We start from the raw sequence: 14,755 nt of genomic DNA, 5'->3' as shown, positions 1-14,755 counted from the left end.
CGTTAGTCCGCAATCTTGTAATGCGAGACGATTTTGTTGATGTCGTTATGCGGACGGGCGATAACCAGCGAGGTCACCACTTCGCCGATGCGCTGCGCCGATTCCACACCGGAATCCACCGCCGCTTTCACCGCGCCGACGTCGCCTTTCACCATCGCGGTGACAAGGCCAGAGCCGACGTTTTCATAGCCGATAAGTTCGACGTTGGCGGCTTTACACATCGCATCCGCCGCTTCAATGCAGGCCACCAGACCTTTGGTTTCAATCAGACCTAATGCATCACCCATTTGCGTTCTCCTGGCCTTCAGGCCTTGTGTTTAATGACGATTTTGTTGATGTCGTTATGCGGACGCGCGATGACCAGCGAGGTCACCACTTCGCCGATGCGCTGCGCGGATTCCACACCGGAATCCACCGCCGCTTTTACCGCGCCGACGTCGCCTTTCACCATCACGGTGACAAGGCCAGAGCCGACGTTTTCATAGCCGATCAGTTCGACGTTGGCGGCTTTACACATCGCGTCCGCTGCTTCAATACAGGCCACCAGACCTTTGGTTTCGATAAGCCCCAATGCATCACCCATCGTGATTTCCTCCAGAACAGGTTTTGTTATTCGGGAAAACCGTCCGCGTAACGGCATCAACACGCGGAAGCGGCGTTCGGGGTTCACTATAGGGAATGGGGAAAGAAGTGAAATTTAAATCCATGAGGATGAATATTTTAGGTTTTTACTCTGTGATTTAGCCTTATTTAGCCTTCCATTTATCTGTTCGTTCTGTTTTATGCGTGTTGATTTTTATGATGATATGGCGCTTTTTTAGGCTATTTATCGGCGGGAGATGAATGTTAATAAGATGCTAATTACTTGCCAGCGGTTAGTAATATAGCCACGTGATAATTGTGGGTATGCGCAAGTTTTGGCGTCGAAGCTAAATGCAAAACGTGCGCTTTTAGCATCGTGGAAAGAGGGGGCAATAACGGAGCGTGAGCGAGGGCGCATTTTCCTCGCGGCGATACAGAGGGGACGGGTTAGTTAAGCGTGCTGCCGGACTTCAGCGTGCAGATGTAGAGCGGTGAGTTGATAGAGCTCAGCAGGATAGCTTTGTCGTTAAGCTTCTGCGCGTTGAGGAACAGGCCATCGTGGCTGTCGGACATCTCGCGCATGAAGTAGTCAAAGATGACATTCGGCGATTCGTCGATGGACGAGGCGCTGGATTCCCATTTTTTAATGCGGTAGTGGCGTTCGGTTGCCGAGATACGTTGGCTGGTGTAGCTGAATTTGACGTAGCGCTGCAGGTAGAGCCAGCCGGCGGCGGAGTCGGTATAGCCTTCCACCACCATCGAACCGTTACCGTTGGCGGCAAAATTAAAATGGATATTGCCGTTCACATTCTCTTTTTCCATGTTTTCAAAACGCATGATCGCTTTGGTGGAGCAGCTCATCACGCCGTCGTTGGCATCCGGCAGCAGGCGCCAGGCGCTAAACCCGGCGGCGGCGATAAATGCAAGGGCGGAGAGGGCGAAAAAGGTGCGGGGCGCGAGTCTCATTGCGGCTTCCAGGAGTAGTAAAAGTAGTTATCGCAATAGCTAAATGGGTTGTCTTCGTGCATCGCGCAGTGGGCGAGAAATACCCGGCCCAGGCCGTTAGTCTCCAGCCGGTCGCCGTAGAAGAAAACGAAACGCTCCCCCGGCTTGCAGCTGAGCTTCAGCCGCTGACGCACCTCATCAAAATTCTTACCATAGGCCGTGGCCGAGACCGAACGCAGCATTTCATCGCTGGCCAGCAGTTCGCACTGGCTGTGGCTCATCAGCGTCAGATTGATTGGCCGGGCGACGTGGGTGCCGGCGAGACTAAATGCCACCAGCAGCAGGGCGATGAGCAGCAGACAGCCGCCGGCCAGATACCAGCACATACCGCGCGCATGTAGAGAAGCGGTGGGCGGCGTTGGCGCCGCAGCGGGGGCGGCTTCATCAGGCGTATCGCATGTGAGAACGGCATCGGCGGGCGTCGGCTCGGCGTCGAGCAGTTCGATGCTGAGATCCTGATTCAGCTGCAGCATGCCGCGCGACACGGTGACAATAATGTTATCGATATCGTAGTGGCGGAAGGTTTTGCGCAGCATGCTCAGGTATTGATTGAGATTGCTGTTGGATGAGGTTAAGCCGTTATCGTCCCAGACCTTTTTCAACACTTCATCGCGACTGACAACGCCGGTATGGCGAAGAAAGAAATAGAGCAGCGCGTTGGCGGTAATGGATAGCTGACTATCCGGCTCATTGCCGCCCGGTAATGTTAGGGTGCCGTCCGTTGCGTCATAAATGAGACGGGCATTGATGTTGTAGCGCATCGCGGCCTCACTCTACTCGCTTCACGCGGGAAGCGTCATTTTTGTCAGATCGTTTACCAGCGCCTGGCGGTGTTCGCTGCTCATGGTGCGCCCTTCGGTCAGTTCCGATAACCAGATGCCGTCGGCGGCGTAGCGCACCAGCGTGCCGGTCGGGCCGTTGTCGAGCGCATCGCCCTGCGCCAGATGATCCAGCATCCAGTCGCGCCAGCATTTTCGCAGCACCGGTTCGTCCGGCATCGCCAACGACAGCACCATCAGCTGGCGGCTCTCGTGGGTATCCGTCAGCTCCGGGTTGGACAGATAGCGCAAATAGGCGCGGGTAAAGCGTCCATAAGCGATGTTATCGGCGGCCATCAGCTCGCTAATCGCCTTTTCCATAATCGCCAACAGCCGGGCGAACAGGGCGAAAATCAGCGCCTGTTTATTGGGAAAATGGTGCATGAGCCCGCCTTTGCTGACACCAGCTTCGCGGGCGACGGCGTTTAGCGACAGGGCGGCAATACCATCCCGACCGGCGATCATCGCTGCGGATTCAAGCAGTTGACGATGCAGACGGACGGGGTCTTTTTTACGATGCTGGGCTTCCATGTTCATGGCCCGAATCATACCGACCAGACGGTATGATTATTCTTGATCGCTATCAATATGAGAGGGCGCTTCGGACGGCGGGATGTCGTTATTGCGTGGAGGCTCACAGATTGACAGTGACCTTCAGCAGATCAGGAAGTTAGCGCGTGCGGTAATAGTGGCCTATACCGCACGCGCGGGGGGATTAATCGACCAGTTCCTTGACGATGTTCATCAGAGCATGGACATCTTGCGGGCGGGTATTGCCGCTTTGCGGATCGATAATGGAACTATAAATATGCGGCATGACCTGCGCGACGCCGGCCTGCAGGCAGGTTTGTAGAATCAGCGCAAAGTTATCGAGATCGATGCCCCCGGTGGGCTCAATCAGCGTCATACCGTTTTCTACCGCGCTTTGGGCGAGCGCTTTCAGCTCCGCCAGCGACTTTTCGCCGCCCATCGGGAAAAATTTAGCCGCATGCGCGCCCATATCCTGCATCATTCTGACCGCCGCATCGCAGGATACCTGGGCCGGAATGCCCTGGGCGCTGCGCACGCCGGTGGAGATGCGTACTTCACCGGGCGTGCCGCTGGGGCTGACCAGCGCATTAATAAAGGTTTGCTGGCCGCCGGTCGCCGCCAGCGCCCCGGCGGCAAAGCCGCTGCCGGTGAAGGTCTGGTTGACGTGAGCGGGGTGGACCTGCGCGGCGATCATTGCCGCTTTGTAAAACTGCGCCGGATCGCCGGCGCCGAGACCGACGGAAATAGAAGGCACTTCCGCCATCCAGCGGCGCACTTCTGCAACGCCTTGTTCGACGCTGGTAAATTGCGCCGAGAGTACGCCAATCACCGCGTGCCCTTCAGCGGCGTCATAGATTTCCCGGGCGTTGGCGATGTCCTTCGCCAGCACGTTAATCGCCACCCGCTGGCGATAAAAGTTAATCCGCTGCATGCTGCGTAATCTCCTGTAAGCGCGTGACGATGAGCGACATTTCTCCTTCTCCGACGGTGCGAGGGTCAAGGCTAAAATGACCCTCATGCAGATAGTAGCGGCGGGCGTAAATAGCGATATCGCCGCCGCGTAGCTGGGCTTCAACCTCACGGGCGCTCAGTCCCAGTTCATTGGCGTCGACGCTGACCCGAATGCGCCAGATGGCGCGCCCGGCTTCATCCTGCTCGATTACGGCGCGCAGGCCGCGTAGCGCGGATATCGTTTCGGCGTACGGGCGCAGCGCGGCGGCGTCGGGCGCCGGTGCCGCCGTCCGGTAACGGTCCAGCGCGTAAACGAGACCGACCATATTCTCTTTGCCGATTTTCATCGCCCGCGCGATGCCGTGGTGCTGGGCTTTACAAGCGGCGATCCAGTTGCGCTTGCCGCTAATAAAGCCTGAGGTTGGGGCGTTAAAGGCTTTCGCCCCGCTGTAGATAACCATGTCCGCGCCGCTGGCGACCCACTGGCGCAGATCCTCTTCGGCGGCGGCATCGACGATCAGCGGCAGATTATGCTGGCGGGCGACCTGCACGAAATCGTCAATACCGAGCATCCCTTTTTGCACGCAATGGTGCGATTTCACATACAGAAGCGCCGCCGTGCGTGCGTTCACCGCGCTCTCCAGCTGCCAGCGTGCCGCCAGATTGCTGGAGCCGACTTCGACAATGCGCCCGCCGCCGAGGCGGATAGCGCTGGTGATTGGTGCGCCGTAATCGACATTATGCCCGCGCAGTATCACTATCTCGTTCGGCCACTGGCTGCTGTCCGGCATCTGCGCCACCTTTTCCGGCTCGCCGCGGGTGATCGCCGCCGCGACGGCGATGGCGATACCGGCGGAGGCGCAGGAGGTGATATAGCTGTCTTCCGCGCCGGTGTGGGCGGAAACCAGTTCGCCCGCGCGGTCGGTTAATTTATCGATTTCGACGAAGGCTCCCGCCGCCTGCGCGGTGGCCTGCATCACTTGCGGGTCGACGGCGGACACGCCGAGGATGGTCATTTTGCCGCAGGCGTTAATCACCCGTTTTAAGCCCAGTTGCTGGTAGATATTGCCGTTCATGATTTACAGCACTCCCAACAGCGAGCAGACGATGCTGATAGCGACTATCGACAGTAAAATGGTGGTGTAGCGCGGCCCTTTTTTCAGTAAGTAGAAATAGATAGCGAACACCGCCGCCAGCGGCAGCAGGCCGGGGGCAATCGAGTCGAGGATCTGCTGGACCACCACTTCCGAGCCTTTAAGCGCGCTGATTTTCAGCGGGGTAGTGATTTTGACATAGCTTGCCGACAGCGCGCCCATCATGATGAGACCCAGCACGTTGGCGCCGTAAATCAATTCTTTAATTCGCCCCCCTTGCAGCAGGCCGATAATGGAGTCACGGCCCAGGGTGTAGCCTTTATGCACCAGTCCGTAGCTTATCGCCATGGTGATCGCCGGGTAGAGGATCAGCGGGGCGATCCCGCCGAACGCGCTGCCGCTGGCGGCGAAGGGGATGAAAATGGCAATCAGCAACGGCATCACCGCGGCCCAGATAATCGAGTCGCCCATCCCGGCCAGCGGGCCCATCAGGCCGGTTTTTATCCCGGTGATTGAAGCGTCGCTGATCGGCTCGCCGCGGGTTTTCTGCTCCTCCATGGCGATGGAGATACCCTGGATAACCGAGCCGAAAGTTTGCTCCGAGTTAAAGAAGTTCAGGTGGCGTTTGAGCGCCTCGGTCTGCTCCTCTTTTTCCGGGTACAGCTTTTTGATAATGGGCGTCATTGAGGCGCAGAAAATCAGGCTCTGCAGACGTTCGTAGGAGCTGGATACCTCCGCCCCCAGCCAGTAAATCAGCCAGGCTTTGGTGATATCGGCTTTGCTCAGCGCCTGGGTTTCGCGGGCGCGTTCAACCAGTTCATGTTCCATTACATCGCTACTCATCATGCAGCTCCTTCATTTTTGGCCAGGCCTTTAATCAGGAAGGCGACGCAGGTACCGAAAATCGCCATCGCCATGATGTCCACCTTCAGGTAGAGCACCGCGAAAAATCCGCCGATAAACCACGGCAGCAGGCTCTTTTTGCCGATCACCATGATGGTGATGGCAAATCCCAGCGCCGGCAGGATACCGCCCATAATTTCAAAGGAGTGGGTCAGCCAGTGCGGCATCAGTTTGAGGAATTTTTCCACTACGCTTTGGCCAAAGTAGTTGGCGGCGAAGACCACCGGGAAGCGCAGCACCAGCCCCAGCAGCGCCGGATAGATAAAGGCGCAGCGCATGATGCCCGCCATGTTGGCGCTTTCGGCGTGTTTGTCGGCCATGTGCACCCACGCGGCGTTGAGCGTGCGGCGCAGCTGATCGAGGAATACCCCGATGACGCCAAACGGGATCGCCAGCGCGATCGCCAGGTTGGGCTCCATCCCGGCCTTCACGGCGATCGGAATGGCGATACAGGCGGCCAGCGCCGGGTCCGACGGCACGTTGCCGCCCGGCGTGGAAGTCACTCCAAGATAGACCAGCTGCATACCCGCGCCGATGATCATCGCGGTTTTCATATCGCCCAGCAGCAGGCCGACGAATACTGCGATCACCACGGGTTGCAGCAACATGGCGGAGAAGGTATAGCCTAAACGTAATCGGGCGAACCAGTAATACAACCCCATCAGGCTCGCAAAAAGTAAGGTATCCATAGTTTTTTACCTTTTTATCAACTGGTTAGAATTTTTTCAGGATGTCGTCCAGTGACTGTGGTTTATCTTCCGGGATGGTCTGAAAGAACACCTGAATGCCGCTATCCTTCAGAGCGCCGAGGATGCCGACATCTTTTTCATCAAGGGTGATGTTCTGGAATACGGCCTTGCGGTTCGGCCCGCCGCCCAGCCCGCCAACCTGAATCGTCTGCACGTCAAAGCCCAACTGGACGGCTTCCTGAATGGCCGATAGCGACGGGAATAGCACCAGCACATTGCCATCGCCGAGCTGATTCTCTTTCCAGGCGGCGGCGAAGCTGGCGTTGCCGTAACAGTCGACTTTGATGTTCGGCGGCGCGGCCATTAAATAGATATTTTTCATAAACGGATCGGCATCCAGCTCGTCGCTGACCACGGCGATACGATTGGCCTGCGACTGGCCGACCCATTTGGTGACGACCTGACCGTGGATCAGACGGCTATCGATACGACATAAAACGATTTTTGCCATGATGGGCTCCTTAAGAGGTTAACTGGTTCACGTGGGCGACAACGTCGCGGCAGCTGCTGCGTCCTGCTTCGACCAGCGCATCAACGCAGCCGGTGAGCGGACCCTGTTCGCGCAGATCCAACGCCTCCAGCAGCAGCGAGGCGTTGAGCCCGCAGACGACGGCGATGGGGTAATCCGCGCTCAGGCGCGCGGCGACGTTGGAGGTGGTGCCGCCGAGAAAATCGGTCAAAATCAGCGATCCTGCCGGCATCGCCTGCACGGCCGCTTCGACGCGCTGATAAAACTCGCCGAGGGTATCGACCGGCATAAGCGCTATTTCGCTGACGCCGGCGATTTCGCCGGTCACCATGCGCAGACTGTCGCAAAGTTGCGTGCCCCAGCCGCCGTGCGTCAGCAGCAGAATTTGGGGTAACTGGGTGGTAGGTTCAGTGGATGACAAAGTGGCCTCCTGGCGCCGAATCGTTGACGCACTAATAAGAGCAAAGCGCGTGCCACAATTTGTGTCATCTACCGAAGAGGACAAGGCTGGCGGGCCGCAAAGCCGCGCCAGAACAGGCGTTAACTAAATAATAATTCGTAGATATAAATGTACTCGGCATCGGATAAACGGATGGCGTAGGCCTCCTCAACCGGATGGAAAGCCGATTTGATGACACTAAACGCCTGAGCGTCCATATCCGGCCGCGTTTCCAGCGCCATCTGTAACGGTTTACGGTTGATCACGATACGCTCGACCATACAGCAGCAGTGGATCAGAAAGCGTAGTGTCACCTGGCGGTTAGGCGCGATGGCCAGCGTGTTCCTGAGCTGATTCAGGATCCCTTCCATTTCTTTTAATATGCGCTGCGGATTGAGCACCGAAATATGGTTGATAATGCTTTCCATAGTCAGGGCGCTGATAAACCGTGAAGCGCTGCGCTCCATCTCCAGACGGCGCTCGCTGCTGGACAGATCGGGGGTCAGCAGGCTGAGCACCAGCTCCGGCCCCTGCTCGGAAAACAGCTCCTCCAGCGAGATAAACGGGATATCGGGCAGCCCCGGCTGGAATGTCCCGACAATACCCGCCAGCCGTTCATGCGCCCTGATTGCCTGCTGTAGGCGCTCCGGGCTGCGAACTTCGTTGTAATCGAGGATCACCATCCGGGTATCCTGCGACATCAGCTCGCCAAAGCTCTCCTCCAGCACCTTTTTGATTTTTTCCGCCGTGCCCATGCCGGTAATGCAGGAGATAACCAGCACCTTGCCGGCGTTCTCCTGCTGCGGCGTGCACAGCTGGCTAGCGATGCCTTTTTCCTGCATCAGATTGACCAACCGCGGCAGGTCGCCGGTTTCGTAGCTGAGATCGAGACCGATCTCCAGTAGGCTGGTCAGGGTGATATTCGGCATCAGCAGGACATCGATCTGGAACAGTTTGCTGATGGTGCTGCCGAAATGGACCAGCGATCCGATGTCGACCATCAGGATCAGCCGCTGCCAGCCTTTGCTGTGGATCAACTGGATCAGCTTTTCCAGCGTATCGTGCACCGATTGTTCGAACGGCATGTCGATAGCGTTGAACAATTCGCGCTCCAGCACCCGATTGACGTATTGCGCCATGCTGGTGGCCGTGGTGGCGCCATGGGCAATGAGGATCGCCCCGCAGTCCGGGCTGGCGCTGATGCGCTGGCGGTAATGGCGGCACTCTTTGAGGAACAGGCACAGCCAGACCACCTCGGTGGCCGGACACTGGATATGCAGCAGATCGTTGATCTTCTTGCACAACAGAGTGGCGTTATCGTATTCATCTTTGCAGCGATCGAGGATCAGGCTCGAAGAGTATAACTGCGGGATCAGGCCGCGTTGTACGTAGCTGATGAGAGCGAGAAAGTGTTTACGCAGCGGGTTGACCAGGTTTTCCGGCAGGGCGAAGCCGAGTACCTGCTCAACGTAGCCGATAAGCAGGGTCACGCGCTCCTCAATCCGATCGCCATAGCGTGGCGCGTGGCTGGCGTTATCGCGGCTGTAGAGGCCATATTCAAAAATCGAGCTGAGCTTATTTTTAAGAATCGCCAGCGTCTCGGCGGGCGGCACGTTGCTATTGCGCAGGTTAACGTATTCGCGGGTCAGGAAGCTGTAGAACAGATCGCTCTCCTCGACGCTGTCATCGGCCGCCGAACTTTTCAGCTGCGGAAGAGTTCGGGCATCGATGTTCAGCAGGGGACGGCCGTTAAACAGCGCATCGACCAGCTGTCGTTGCTCCGGCGTGGCATTGATCAGGCCGTCCGCCAGTTTGCTGTCCAGCAGCAAAACTTCGTTATTGGCCGCCATTCCCGACGCCCATGCCTGGGCGCATAAAAACTGGATATCGCTTTTGAGCTGACCGATGTTGCCTTCCAGCGGCTTGTTCAGCAGCCACAGCAGCAAAGGTTTATCTACGCTTACCGTGCGTTCGATCTTGCGACTTTCACGCTGTAAAAAGCCGATGATCAGTTCGATTTGCTCTTCTACCGTACGCTGGCGGATGCCGGGTAGATCGATGGCGACCTGGATACGCCGCTGAAAGGTACGTAATAGCGATGAGCTGACGGGCTCGGTGGTGGCGCAGATCAGACGTACGGCGATATTGCGCGCCGGACCACTGGCGCCGAGCGGGCGATATTCGCCTTTATCCAGCAGCGAAAAGAGCTTTTCCTGCCCTTCATAGGGCAGGCGATGTACTTCATCCAGCAGCAGATAGCCGCCGTCGGCCTGTTCGATTAGCCCGCTTTTGTTTTCCGTCGCCCCGGTAAAGGCGCCCTGACGGTGGCCAAAGAGATGCGATGACAGCAGCTCCGGGTTGTTGGCGTATTCCGCGCAGTTGAAGTAGACCAGCGGCGGCCGTTTTTCGCCGCCATGCTCGCAGGCGTAGCGGTGCATCAGTTCGGCAAAAAAGGTTTTGCCGACCCCGGAAGGGCCGGTCAGCAGGACGTGCAGCCCGTGGGGATACAATACCGCGGCTTTCCCTTTTTCCACGGCATCGTGCAGGCTGCGATCGTGGCCGATCAGCATGGCGAACGGGTCGACAGCCTCATTGTTATCTTGCGGCTGCGGCAGGAGATCGGCGAGAGTCGCCGGCTCGCGTTCGCTTTCCGTCAGCGTACGGTCGAGCAGCGTTTCCGTCGTCCGGCGATGTAAAAAGAACACCGGGCGGCCGCGCGTTTTAATCACCAGCCCGTCACTCCACAGCTGATTGAGATCTTTACTCACCGAGTTGCGCGCCAGCCCGAGGTTAAAGCCGATTTGCTCTGCAGTGAAGGCGTTTGAGCCCCTGGCTAAATCGTCCAGCGTGACGGCCTGGCTCAGCCTCTCCAGCTCCCGCAGTACTATCTCAATACGTCTCATCTCGTTACCGGGTTGTTCAATGTCGATAGTTGAGAACATACACTATTACGCGGCGTCAGAAAGAGACCGGGGGCGAAGTTGGCGGCCATAACGATATCTACAGAGTGTCCTTTCACTGCCACAATGGTGGTTTAGGGTGGGATTGGATATGGTTAGCGCATCTCACCGGAGGAACAGATATGTTGAGCGGATTAAATCACCTGACCCTGGCGGTCAGCCAGCTGGCGCCGAGCGTGGCGTTTTATCATCAGCTACTTGGCATGACGCTGCACGCGCGCTGGGATAGCGGCGCGTATCTTTCCTGCGGCGATCTGTGGCTGTGCCTGTCGCTGGATCCGCAGCGGCGCGTCACTCCGCCGGAGGAGAGCGACTACACCCATTATGCCTTTAGCATCAGCGAGGCGGATTTTGCCAGCTTTGCCGCCCGTCTTGAGGTCGCTGGCGTAGCGGTATGGAAGCTAAACCGTAGCGAAGGCGAATCGCACTATTTCCTCGACCCCGACGGCCATAAGCTGGAATTGCACGTCGGCAGCCTCGCCCAGCGCCTGGCCGCCTGTCGCGAGCAGCCGTATAAGGGGATGGTGTTTTTTGACGAGTGATGTCGTTACTGCTATACATCCTCGGATAATCGGTTATAGGTCGAGATTAAATGACGGCTGAGTATATTTTTTTGATACAGTGTTACGAGTAAATTATTAGTCGCACGAGTGAAGCCAACATAGAGTCGTTTGAGCTCGTCGCTGAGATCATCCTCATTACCCATGATGTTCGAGCTATCAATCACTGCGACTGAATGGAACTCCAGGCCTTTACTACTAGGCAGGGGAATAATAGAAACAAAATTACGTTGTGGTGAGTAATTTTTTTTATCATCCTGATTTGATATAAAATAATACGGAATTTGTGATTGTATTAATTCATTTACTAATTCATTAGAAAGATGAGCAGTTGAAGGGCACAAAATAGCCATATCGTTCCAGCTAACACCTTTTTGATGCTGTTGATTTAACCATTTTATTGTATGAATAATTTCTTGTTGATGGGTATCGAATGAAAACATGATTGGATACTTACCAGTCAACCCACCAGCATCGGGTTTGTGATATTTAAATTTATCATCAATATGAGCATTCAAATAGTCAAATGTAATACTGGTAGCAAAATGAAGTATCTGTTGTGTATTTCTATAGTTAATATCAAGAATGGTTGTGCGACCCTGGGCTTTGATATCTACGCTGGAGAGAGTAAAGTCAAGAGAGCTCTTTTTCTGATAAATAGATTGTGCATCGTCATATAGAAATAATAAATAGTTGGTCTTGCTGTCAACCATTCCTGAAAGTATTTTTAACCAATCTTGTTTAAAATCATGCCCTTCATCAATCAATACCGCGCTGTATTGTTCTGCTTCGATTGTTCTATTTTGAAAGCCAGTAATAACAGCCTGCTCAAGGTTTTCTACAAAATTATACTTTGAGTTAGGAAGAATGTTTTTAATTTTAGCTTGCTTATAACACCAGGCATGAAAGTTTGTAATTTCTATTGGAACGTTAAGTCGGTGATTATTTATTATGGATTTTAATTTCTGGGCTAACATTATATTATAACAAACGACAAGAATAGGCTTATTTAACTCGTTATCTTTCGCCAGATGTAAACAACGATAAAGAAGGATTAAGGTTTTTCCTGAACCGGCTACGCCGTGAATTACTCGATGTCCCTCACCGAGACTTCTGGCTAGTAATTCCTGTTGCGTATCCATTATTTTTAGAATGTTCGGTGTTTTTAAAACGTAAGTTTTGGCGGGGGTATTCTCTATCTTATCGAGAGCATGAGTGATGCGGATCTCAGGATATAAATGCCAACGTATACGATCTATTTGGTGTTTGCTAATCCCTTTTGGGAATGAATGTTTGATGAGAGAGAATAAACGTAATGATATTTCTTCTGATGACATAAATTCTGTAATTTCATCTTTGCAAATCACGATATCAGAAGGAAAAATATCACTATCTAAAAAATATTTATCTAACTGTTTTCGTGTGATATTACTGAAATAGACACCATGCCCATAGGGCGCACAAAATTGTCCCTTATATCTATCGTCGTTTTGAATAAGCTGTGGGTCACGCTTGAGATAGTTAATTGCGCCATAAGAATATTGTCTAACTTGTTCTATTGGGTTGGTTAAAGGGATGTCGCCATTAGACGTTTCATATATAACCTGTGTTTTATTAGCCGATTTTATTTTTGAAACATACCAGTCCTTAACTTCAATGAAAAGTAGGCCTCTCTGAGGATCCATGATAATGAAATCTGGATGCGTTTGTTTTTCGCCTGTTGGAATGTCATACCAGCAAGTACAATTGCCACTCAGATTACTTTCTAAAATTCGTGCAAGGCGTTTTTCTCCGGCAGTAATTTTGTTACCGCAGCTACCGATGGTTGGAATGATTGTTGCCATTGTATTCTCAGCTAATTTTATAACTATGCTTGTGTTTTATAAGCAAATAGTCATGTCTTTAACGACTTTATTTAAAGTGTCACCATGTATTTATGGAGTAATATATATGTGTGTTTGCATTTTTGCACCACAAAAAATGTCATAAAACAATAAATAAAATATAATATCAGTGAATTTCTTGGTTGTTTGTATTTGTTATTTGAATGTATGGGGTAATATGTTTCTCTTCCCGGAGGCGGCGCTTGCCGCGCCTTTTCCGGGCTACCGGCCCTGTAGCCCCGGTAAGCGTCAGCGCTACCGGGGATAACAGACAAAGCCTCACTCCATCGCCACCTTCACCGCTTCCCCCAGCTTGACCATCACCTCTTTATGCTTCTCGATCGGCGGCAGGGCGCAGTTGATCCTTAAGCAGTTACGATATTTCCCCGATGCCGAAAACAGCGAGCCCGGCGCGACCTGGATCTTCAGCCGACACAGCTGCTTGGCGACGCAGACCATATCCACCTGCTCTGGTAGCTCGACCCACAGCATAAAGCCGCCTTTTGGCCGGGTGACGCAGATGCCGCAGGGGAAAAACTCCCGCAGCCAGCAGGTGTAGATCTCCATATTACGCTGATAGATCTGCCGCATCCGCCGCACGTGGCGGTGGTAATGGCCTTCGCGAATAAAGTTACAGGCCGCCAGTTGGGTTGAAGGGACGTTAGTGCCGCTGGCGGCGTACTTCATCTGCAGCAGACGATCGTAGTAGCGCCCGGGGGCAATCCAGCCGATGCGCAGGCCGGGGGCGATGGTCTTGGTAAACGAGCTGCAAAGTATCACCCGACCGTCGATATCCCATGAATGAATCGTACGCGGGCGCGGGTATTCCGTCGCCAGCTCGCCGTAAATATCATCTTCGAAAATCACGATATCGTGGCGCTGGGCAAGGGACAGCACCGCGCGTTTGCGCGCGTCAGGCATGATGTATCCCAGCGGATTGTTGCAGTTAGGCACCAGGATCACCCCTTTGATTGGCCACTGATCCAACGCCAGCTCTAAGGCCTCGATGCTGATCCCGGATTCCGGATCGGTTGGGATCTCAATGGCTTTCAGCCCCAGGCCGCGAAGTATCTGCATGGTGCCGTAGTAGCAGGGGGATTCGACAGCGACGATATCGCCGGGGTGGCACACCGACAGCAACGCCAGCGATAATGCGCTGTGGCAGCCGCTGGTGATCAGCAGATCGTCGGCGGTGACGACCGATCCGCCGTCGAGCATCAGGCGGGCGATCTGTTCGCGCAGTTCGCGACGCCCGGCCAGCTCGTCGTAGTTGAGCACTTCGCTGAGGTTATGCTGAATTGCCCGGCTCAGTTCGCGCCAGATAGGCTTAAGGCTCGGCTGGGTGACGTCCGGCGAACCGCCGCCGAAGGTAATGATCGATTTATCATTGCGCGCATCGAGCATGGTCAACACCTGGTCCCACTGGGTGATCTCCACCGGGCGCTGCACCGGGCGCGACATCGTCGGTACCGGCGCCTGAGCTTTACGCGGGGCGACGAAATAGCCGGAGCGCGGCTGCGGCACGATCAGCTGTTGCTGTTCCAGCGTCTGGTAGGCCTGCTGAACGGTACTGATGCTGACGCCATGCTCCTGGCTCAGGCTGCGCACCGACGGCAACTTTTCGCCCTGGCGATACAGCCCTTGTTCGATACGTTCTGCCAGCAGACTGGCCAGATGTTGATAACGGGTCATGCTGTATCCTTAGTAATTGCCATACAGATAGATAAACCAGTACAGATGGCGGTCAAAAATGGGGCATGGTGTACGTTTTAGCCAATCTGTATGTTAAAGAAAAGTGTTTTGTGAATCTG

15 protein-coding genes are annotated in these 14,755 nt (G+C 54.5%); 1 reads left to right on the top strand and 14 read right to left on the bottom strand.

Annotated features, from left to right (window positions below; translation table 11 throughout):
- Positions 1 to 2: 2 nt before the first annotated feature.
- The 12 genes from PGR23_RS20635 to dagR all read right to left on the bottom strand — a co-directional run bounded on the left by PGR23_RS20635 (position 3) and on the right by dagR (position 10,444).
- Positions 3 to 287, bottom strand: coding sequence for a BMC domain-containing protein (locus PGR23_RS20635; protein WP_002442227.1), 285 nt, complete (start codon positions 285 to 287; stop codon positions 3 to 5).
- Positions 288 to 304: 17 nt separating this feature from the next.
- A complete protein-coding gene (locus tag PGR23_RS20630) occupies positions 305 to 583 on the bottom strand; it encodes a BMC domain-containing protein (protein ID WP_012542984.1) in 279 nt (92 codons plus the stop codon).
- Positions 584 to 1,029: 446 nt separating this feature from the next.
- Positions 1,030 to 1,548 (bottom strand): FidL-like protein, encoded by a 519-nt coding sequence (locus PGR23_RS20625; protein ID WP_023322003.1) that lies wholly within the window; start codon positions 1,546 to 1,548, stop codon positions 1,030 to 1,032.
- Positions 1,545 to 2,348, bottom strand: a complete 804-nt coding sequence (locus PGR23_RS20620) for a winged helix-turn-helix domain-containing protein (protein ID WP_063416117.1) — start codon at positions 2,346 to 2,348, stop codon at positions 1,545 to 1,547. Before PGR23_RS20620 ends, PGR23_RS20625 begins: the two co-directional genes overlap by 4 nt.
- Positions 2,349 to 2,369: 21 nt before the next feature.
- Positions 2,370 to 2,954, bottom strand: coding sequence for a TetR/AcrR family transcriptional regulator (locus PGR23_RS20615; protein ID WP_015704263.1), 585 nt, complete (start codon positions 2,952 to 2,954; stop codon positions 2,370 to 2,372).
- Between the two features lie 166 nt (positions 2,955 to 3,120).
- The gene (dagF, locus tag PGR23_RS20610) at positions 3,121 to 3,867 is read right to left on the bottom strand and encodes a 2-dehydro-3-deoxy-phosphogluconate aldolase (RefSeq protein WP_047043821.1); all 747 of its coding nucleotides are present in this window, start codon (positions 3,865 to 3,867) and stop codon (positions 3,121 to 3,123) included.
- Positions 3,854 to 4,963 (bottom strand): D-glucosaminate-6-phosphate ammonia lyase, encoded by a 1,110-nt coding sequence (gene dgaE / locus PGR23_RS20605; RefSeq protein WP_396279961.1) that lies wholly within the window; start codon positions 4,961 to 4,963, stop codon positions 3,854 to 3,856. The genes dagF and dgaE overlap by 14 nt, the downstream gene beginning before the upstream one ends.
- Before the next feature lie 3 nt (positions 4,964 to 4,966).
- Positions 4,967 to 5,827, bottom strand: coding sequence for a PTS system mannose/fructose/sorbose family transporter subunit IID (locus PGR23_RS20600; protein ID WP_162182316.1), 861 nt, complete (start codon positions 5,825 to 5,827; stop codon positions 4,967 to 4,969).
- Positions 5,824 to 6,573, bottom strand: coding sequence for a PTS mannose/fructose/sorbose/N-acetylgalactosamine transporter subunit IIC (locus tag PGR23_RS20595; protein WP_015368463.1), 750 nt, complete (start codon positions 6,571 to 6,573; stop codon positions 5,824 to 5,826). Before PGR23_RS20595 ends, PGR23_RS20600 begins: the two co-directional genes overlap by 4 nt.
- A 25-nt stretch (positions 6,574 to 6,598) precedes the next feature.
- Entirely contained in the window at positions 6,599 to 7,084 is a 486-nt protein-coding gene (locus tag PGR23_RS20590) for a PTS system mannose/fructose/N-acetylgalactosamine-transporter subunit IIB (RefSeq protein WP_213317795.1), read from the bottom strand.
- A 10-nt stretch (positions 7,085 to 7,094) separates the two neighbouring features.
- The gene (locus PGR23_RS20585) at positions 7,095 to 7,523 is read right to left on the bottom strand and encodes a PTS sugar transporter subunit IIA (protein ID WP_020079721.1); all 429 of its coding nucleotides are present in this window, start codon (positions 7,521 to 7,523) and stop codon (positions 7,095 to 7,097) included.
- 119 nt (positions 7,524 to 7,642) lie between these two features.
- Positions 7,643 to 10,444, bottom strand: coding sequence for a transcriptional regulator DagR (dagR, locus tag PGR23_RS20580; protein WP_396279960.1), 2,802 nt, complete (start codon positions 10,442 to 10,444; stop codon positions 7,643 to 7,645).
- 179 nt (positions 10,445 to 10,623) lie between these two features.
- On the opposite strand from dagR, the gene fosA reads away from it, so the two are divergent.
- Entirely contained in the window at positions 10,624 to 11,043 is a 420-nt protein-coding gene (gene fosA, locus PGR23_RS20575; RefSeq protein WP_047078040.1) for a FosA5 family fosfomycin resistance glutathione transferase, read from the top strand.
- A gap of 11 nt (positions 11,044 to 11,054) precedes the next feature.
- On the opposite strand, the gene PGR23_RS20570 is transcribed toward fosA, so the two are convergent.
- Together PGR23_RS20570 and PGR23_RS20565 are read right to left on the bottom strand one after the other, a co-directional pair.
- Positions 11,055 to 12,905, bottom strand: a complete 1,851-nt coding sequence (locus PGR23_RS20570; protein ID WP_213797739.1) for a 3'-5' exonuclease — start codon at positions 12,903 to 12,905, stop codon at positions 11,055 to 11,057.
- A gap of 318 nt (positions 12,906 to 13,223) precedes the next feature.
- On the bottom strand, positions 13,224 to 14,636 hold the full coding sequence (locus PGR23_RS20565) for a PLP-dependent aminotransferase family protein (protein ID WP_045395466.1): 1,413 nt from the start codon (positions 14,634 to 14,636) through the stop codon (positions 13,224 to 13,226).
- Positions 14,637 to 14,755: the final 119 nt, after the last annotated feature.

Origin of the sequence: Klebsiella sp. 141162, assembly GCF_050600755.1 — a bacterium.
In the GTDB taxonomy this organism is placed as follows: Bacteria; Pseudomonadota; Gammaproteobacteria; order Enterobacterales; family Enterobacteriaceae; genus Klebsiella; species Klebsiella aerogenes.
The sequence above is the reverse complement of the archived record's forward strand: the minus strand, read 5'-3'. Positions and strand labels throughout refer to the sequence as shown.

Excerpts from the sequence above, each read along its gene's own strand:
- PGR23_RS20635 (WP_002442227.1), bottom strand. The coding sequence starts at position 287 with ATGGGTGATGCATTAGGTCTGATTGAAACCAAAGGTCTGGTGGCCTGC.
- PGR23_RS20630 (WP_012542984.1), bottom strand. The coding sequence starts at position 583 with ATGGGTGATGCATTGGGGCTTATCGAAACCAAAGGTCTGGTGGCCTGT.
- PGR23_RS20625 (WP_023322003.1), bottom strand. The coding sequence starts at position 1,548 with ATGAGACTCGCGCCCCGCACCTTTTTCGCCCTCTCCGCCCTTGCATTT.
- PGR23_RS20620 (WP_063416117.1), bottom strand. The coding sequence starts at position 2,348 with ATGCGCTACAACATCAATGCCCGTCTCATTTATGACGCAACGGACGGC.
- PGR23_RS20615 (WP_015704263.1), bottom strand. The coding sequence starts at position 2,954 with ATGATTCGGGCCATGAACATGGAAGCCCAGCATCGTAAAAAAGACCCC.
- dagF (WP_047043821.1), bottom strand. The coding sequence starts at position 3,867 with ATGCAGCGGATTAACTTTTATCGCCAGCGGGTGGCGATTAACGTGCTG.
- dgaE (WP_396279961.1), bottom strand. The coding sequence starts at position 4,963 with ATGAACGGCAATATCTACCAGCAACTGGGCTTAAAACGGGTGATTAAC.
- PGR23_RS20600 (WP_162182316.1), bottom strand. The coding sequence starts at position 5,827 with ATGATGAGTAGCGATGTAATGGAACATGAACTGGTTGAACGCGCCCGC.
- PGR23_RS20595 (WP_015368463.1), bottom strand. The coding sequence starts at position 6,573 with ATGGATACCTTACTTTTTGCGAGCCTGATGGGGTTGTATTACTGGTTC.
- PGR23_RS20590 (WP_213317795.1), bottom strand. The coding sequence starts at position 7,084 with ATGGCAAAAATCGTTTTATGTCGTATCGATAGCCGTCTGATCCACGGT.
- dagR (WP_396279960.1), bottom strand. The coding sequence starts at position 10,444 with ATGAGACGTATTGAGATAGTACTGCGGGAGCTGGAGAGGCTGAGCCAG.
- fosA (WP_047078040.1), top strand. The coding sequence starts at position 10,624 with ATGTTGAGCGGATTAAATCACCTGACCCTGGCGGTCAGCCAGCTGGCG.
- PGR23_RS20570 (WP_213797739.1), bottom strand. The coding sequence starts at position 12,905 with ATGGCAACAATCATTCCAACCATCGGTAGCTGCGGTAACAAAATTACT.
- PGR23_RS20565 (WP_045395466.1), bottom strand. The coding sequence starts at position 14,636 with ATGACCCGTTATCAACATCTGGCCAGTCTGCTGGCAGAACGTATCGAA.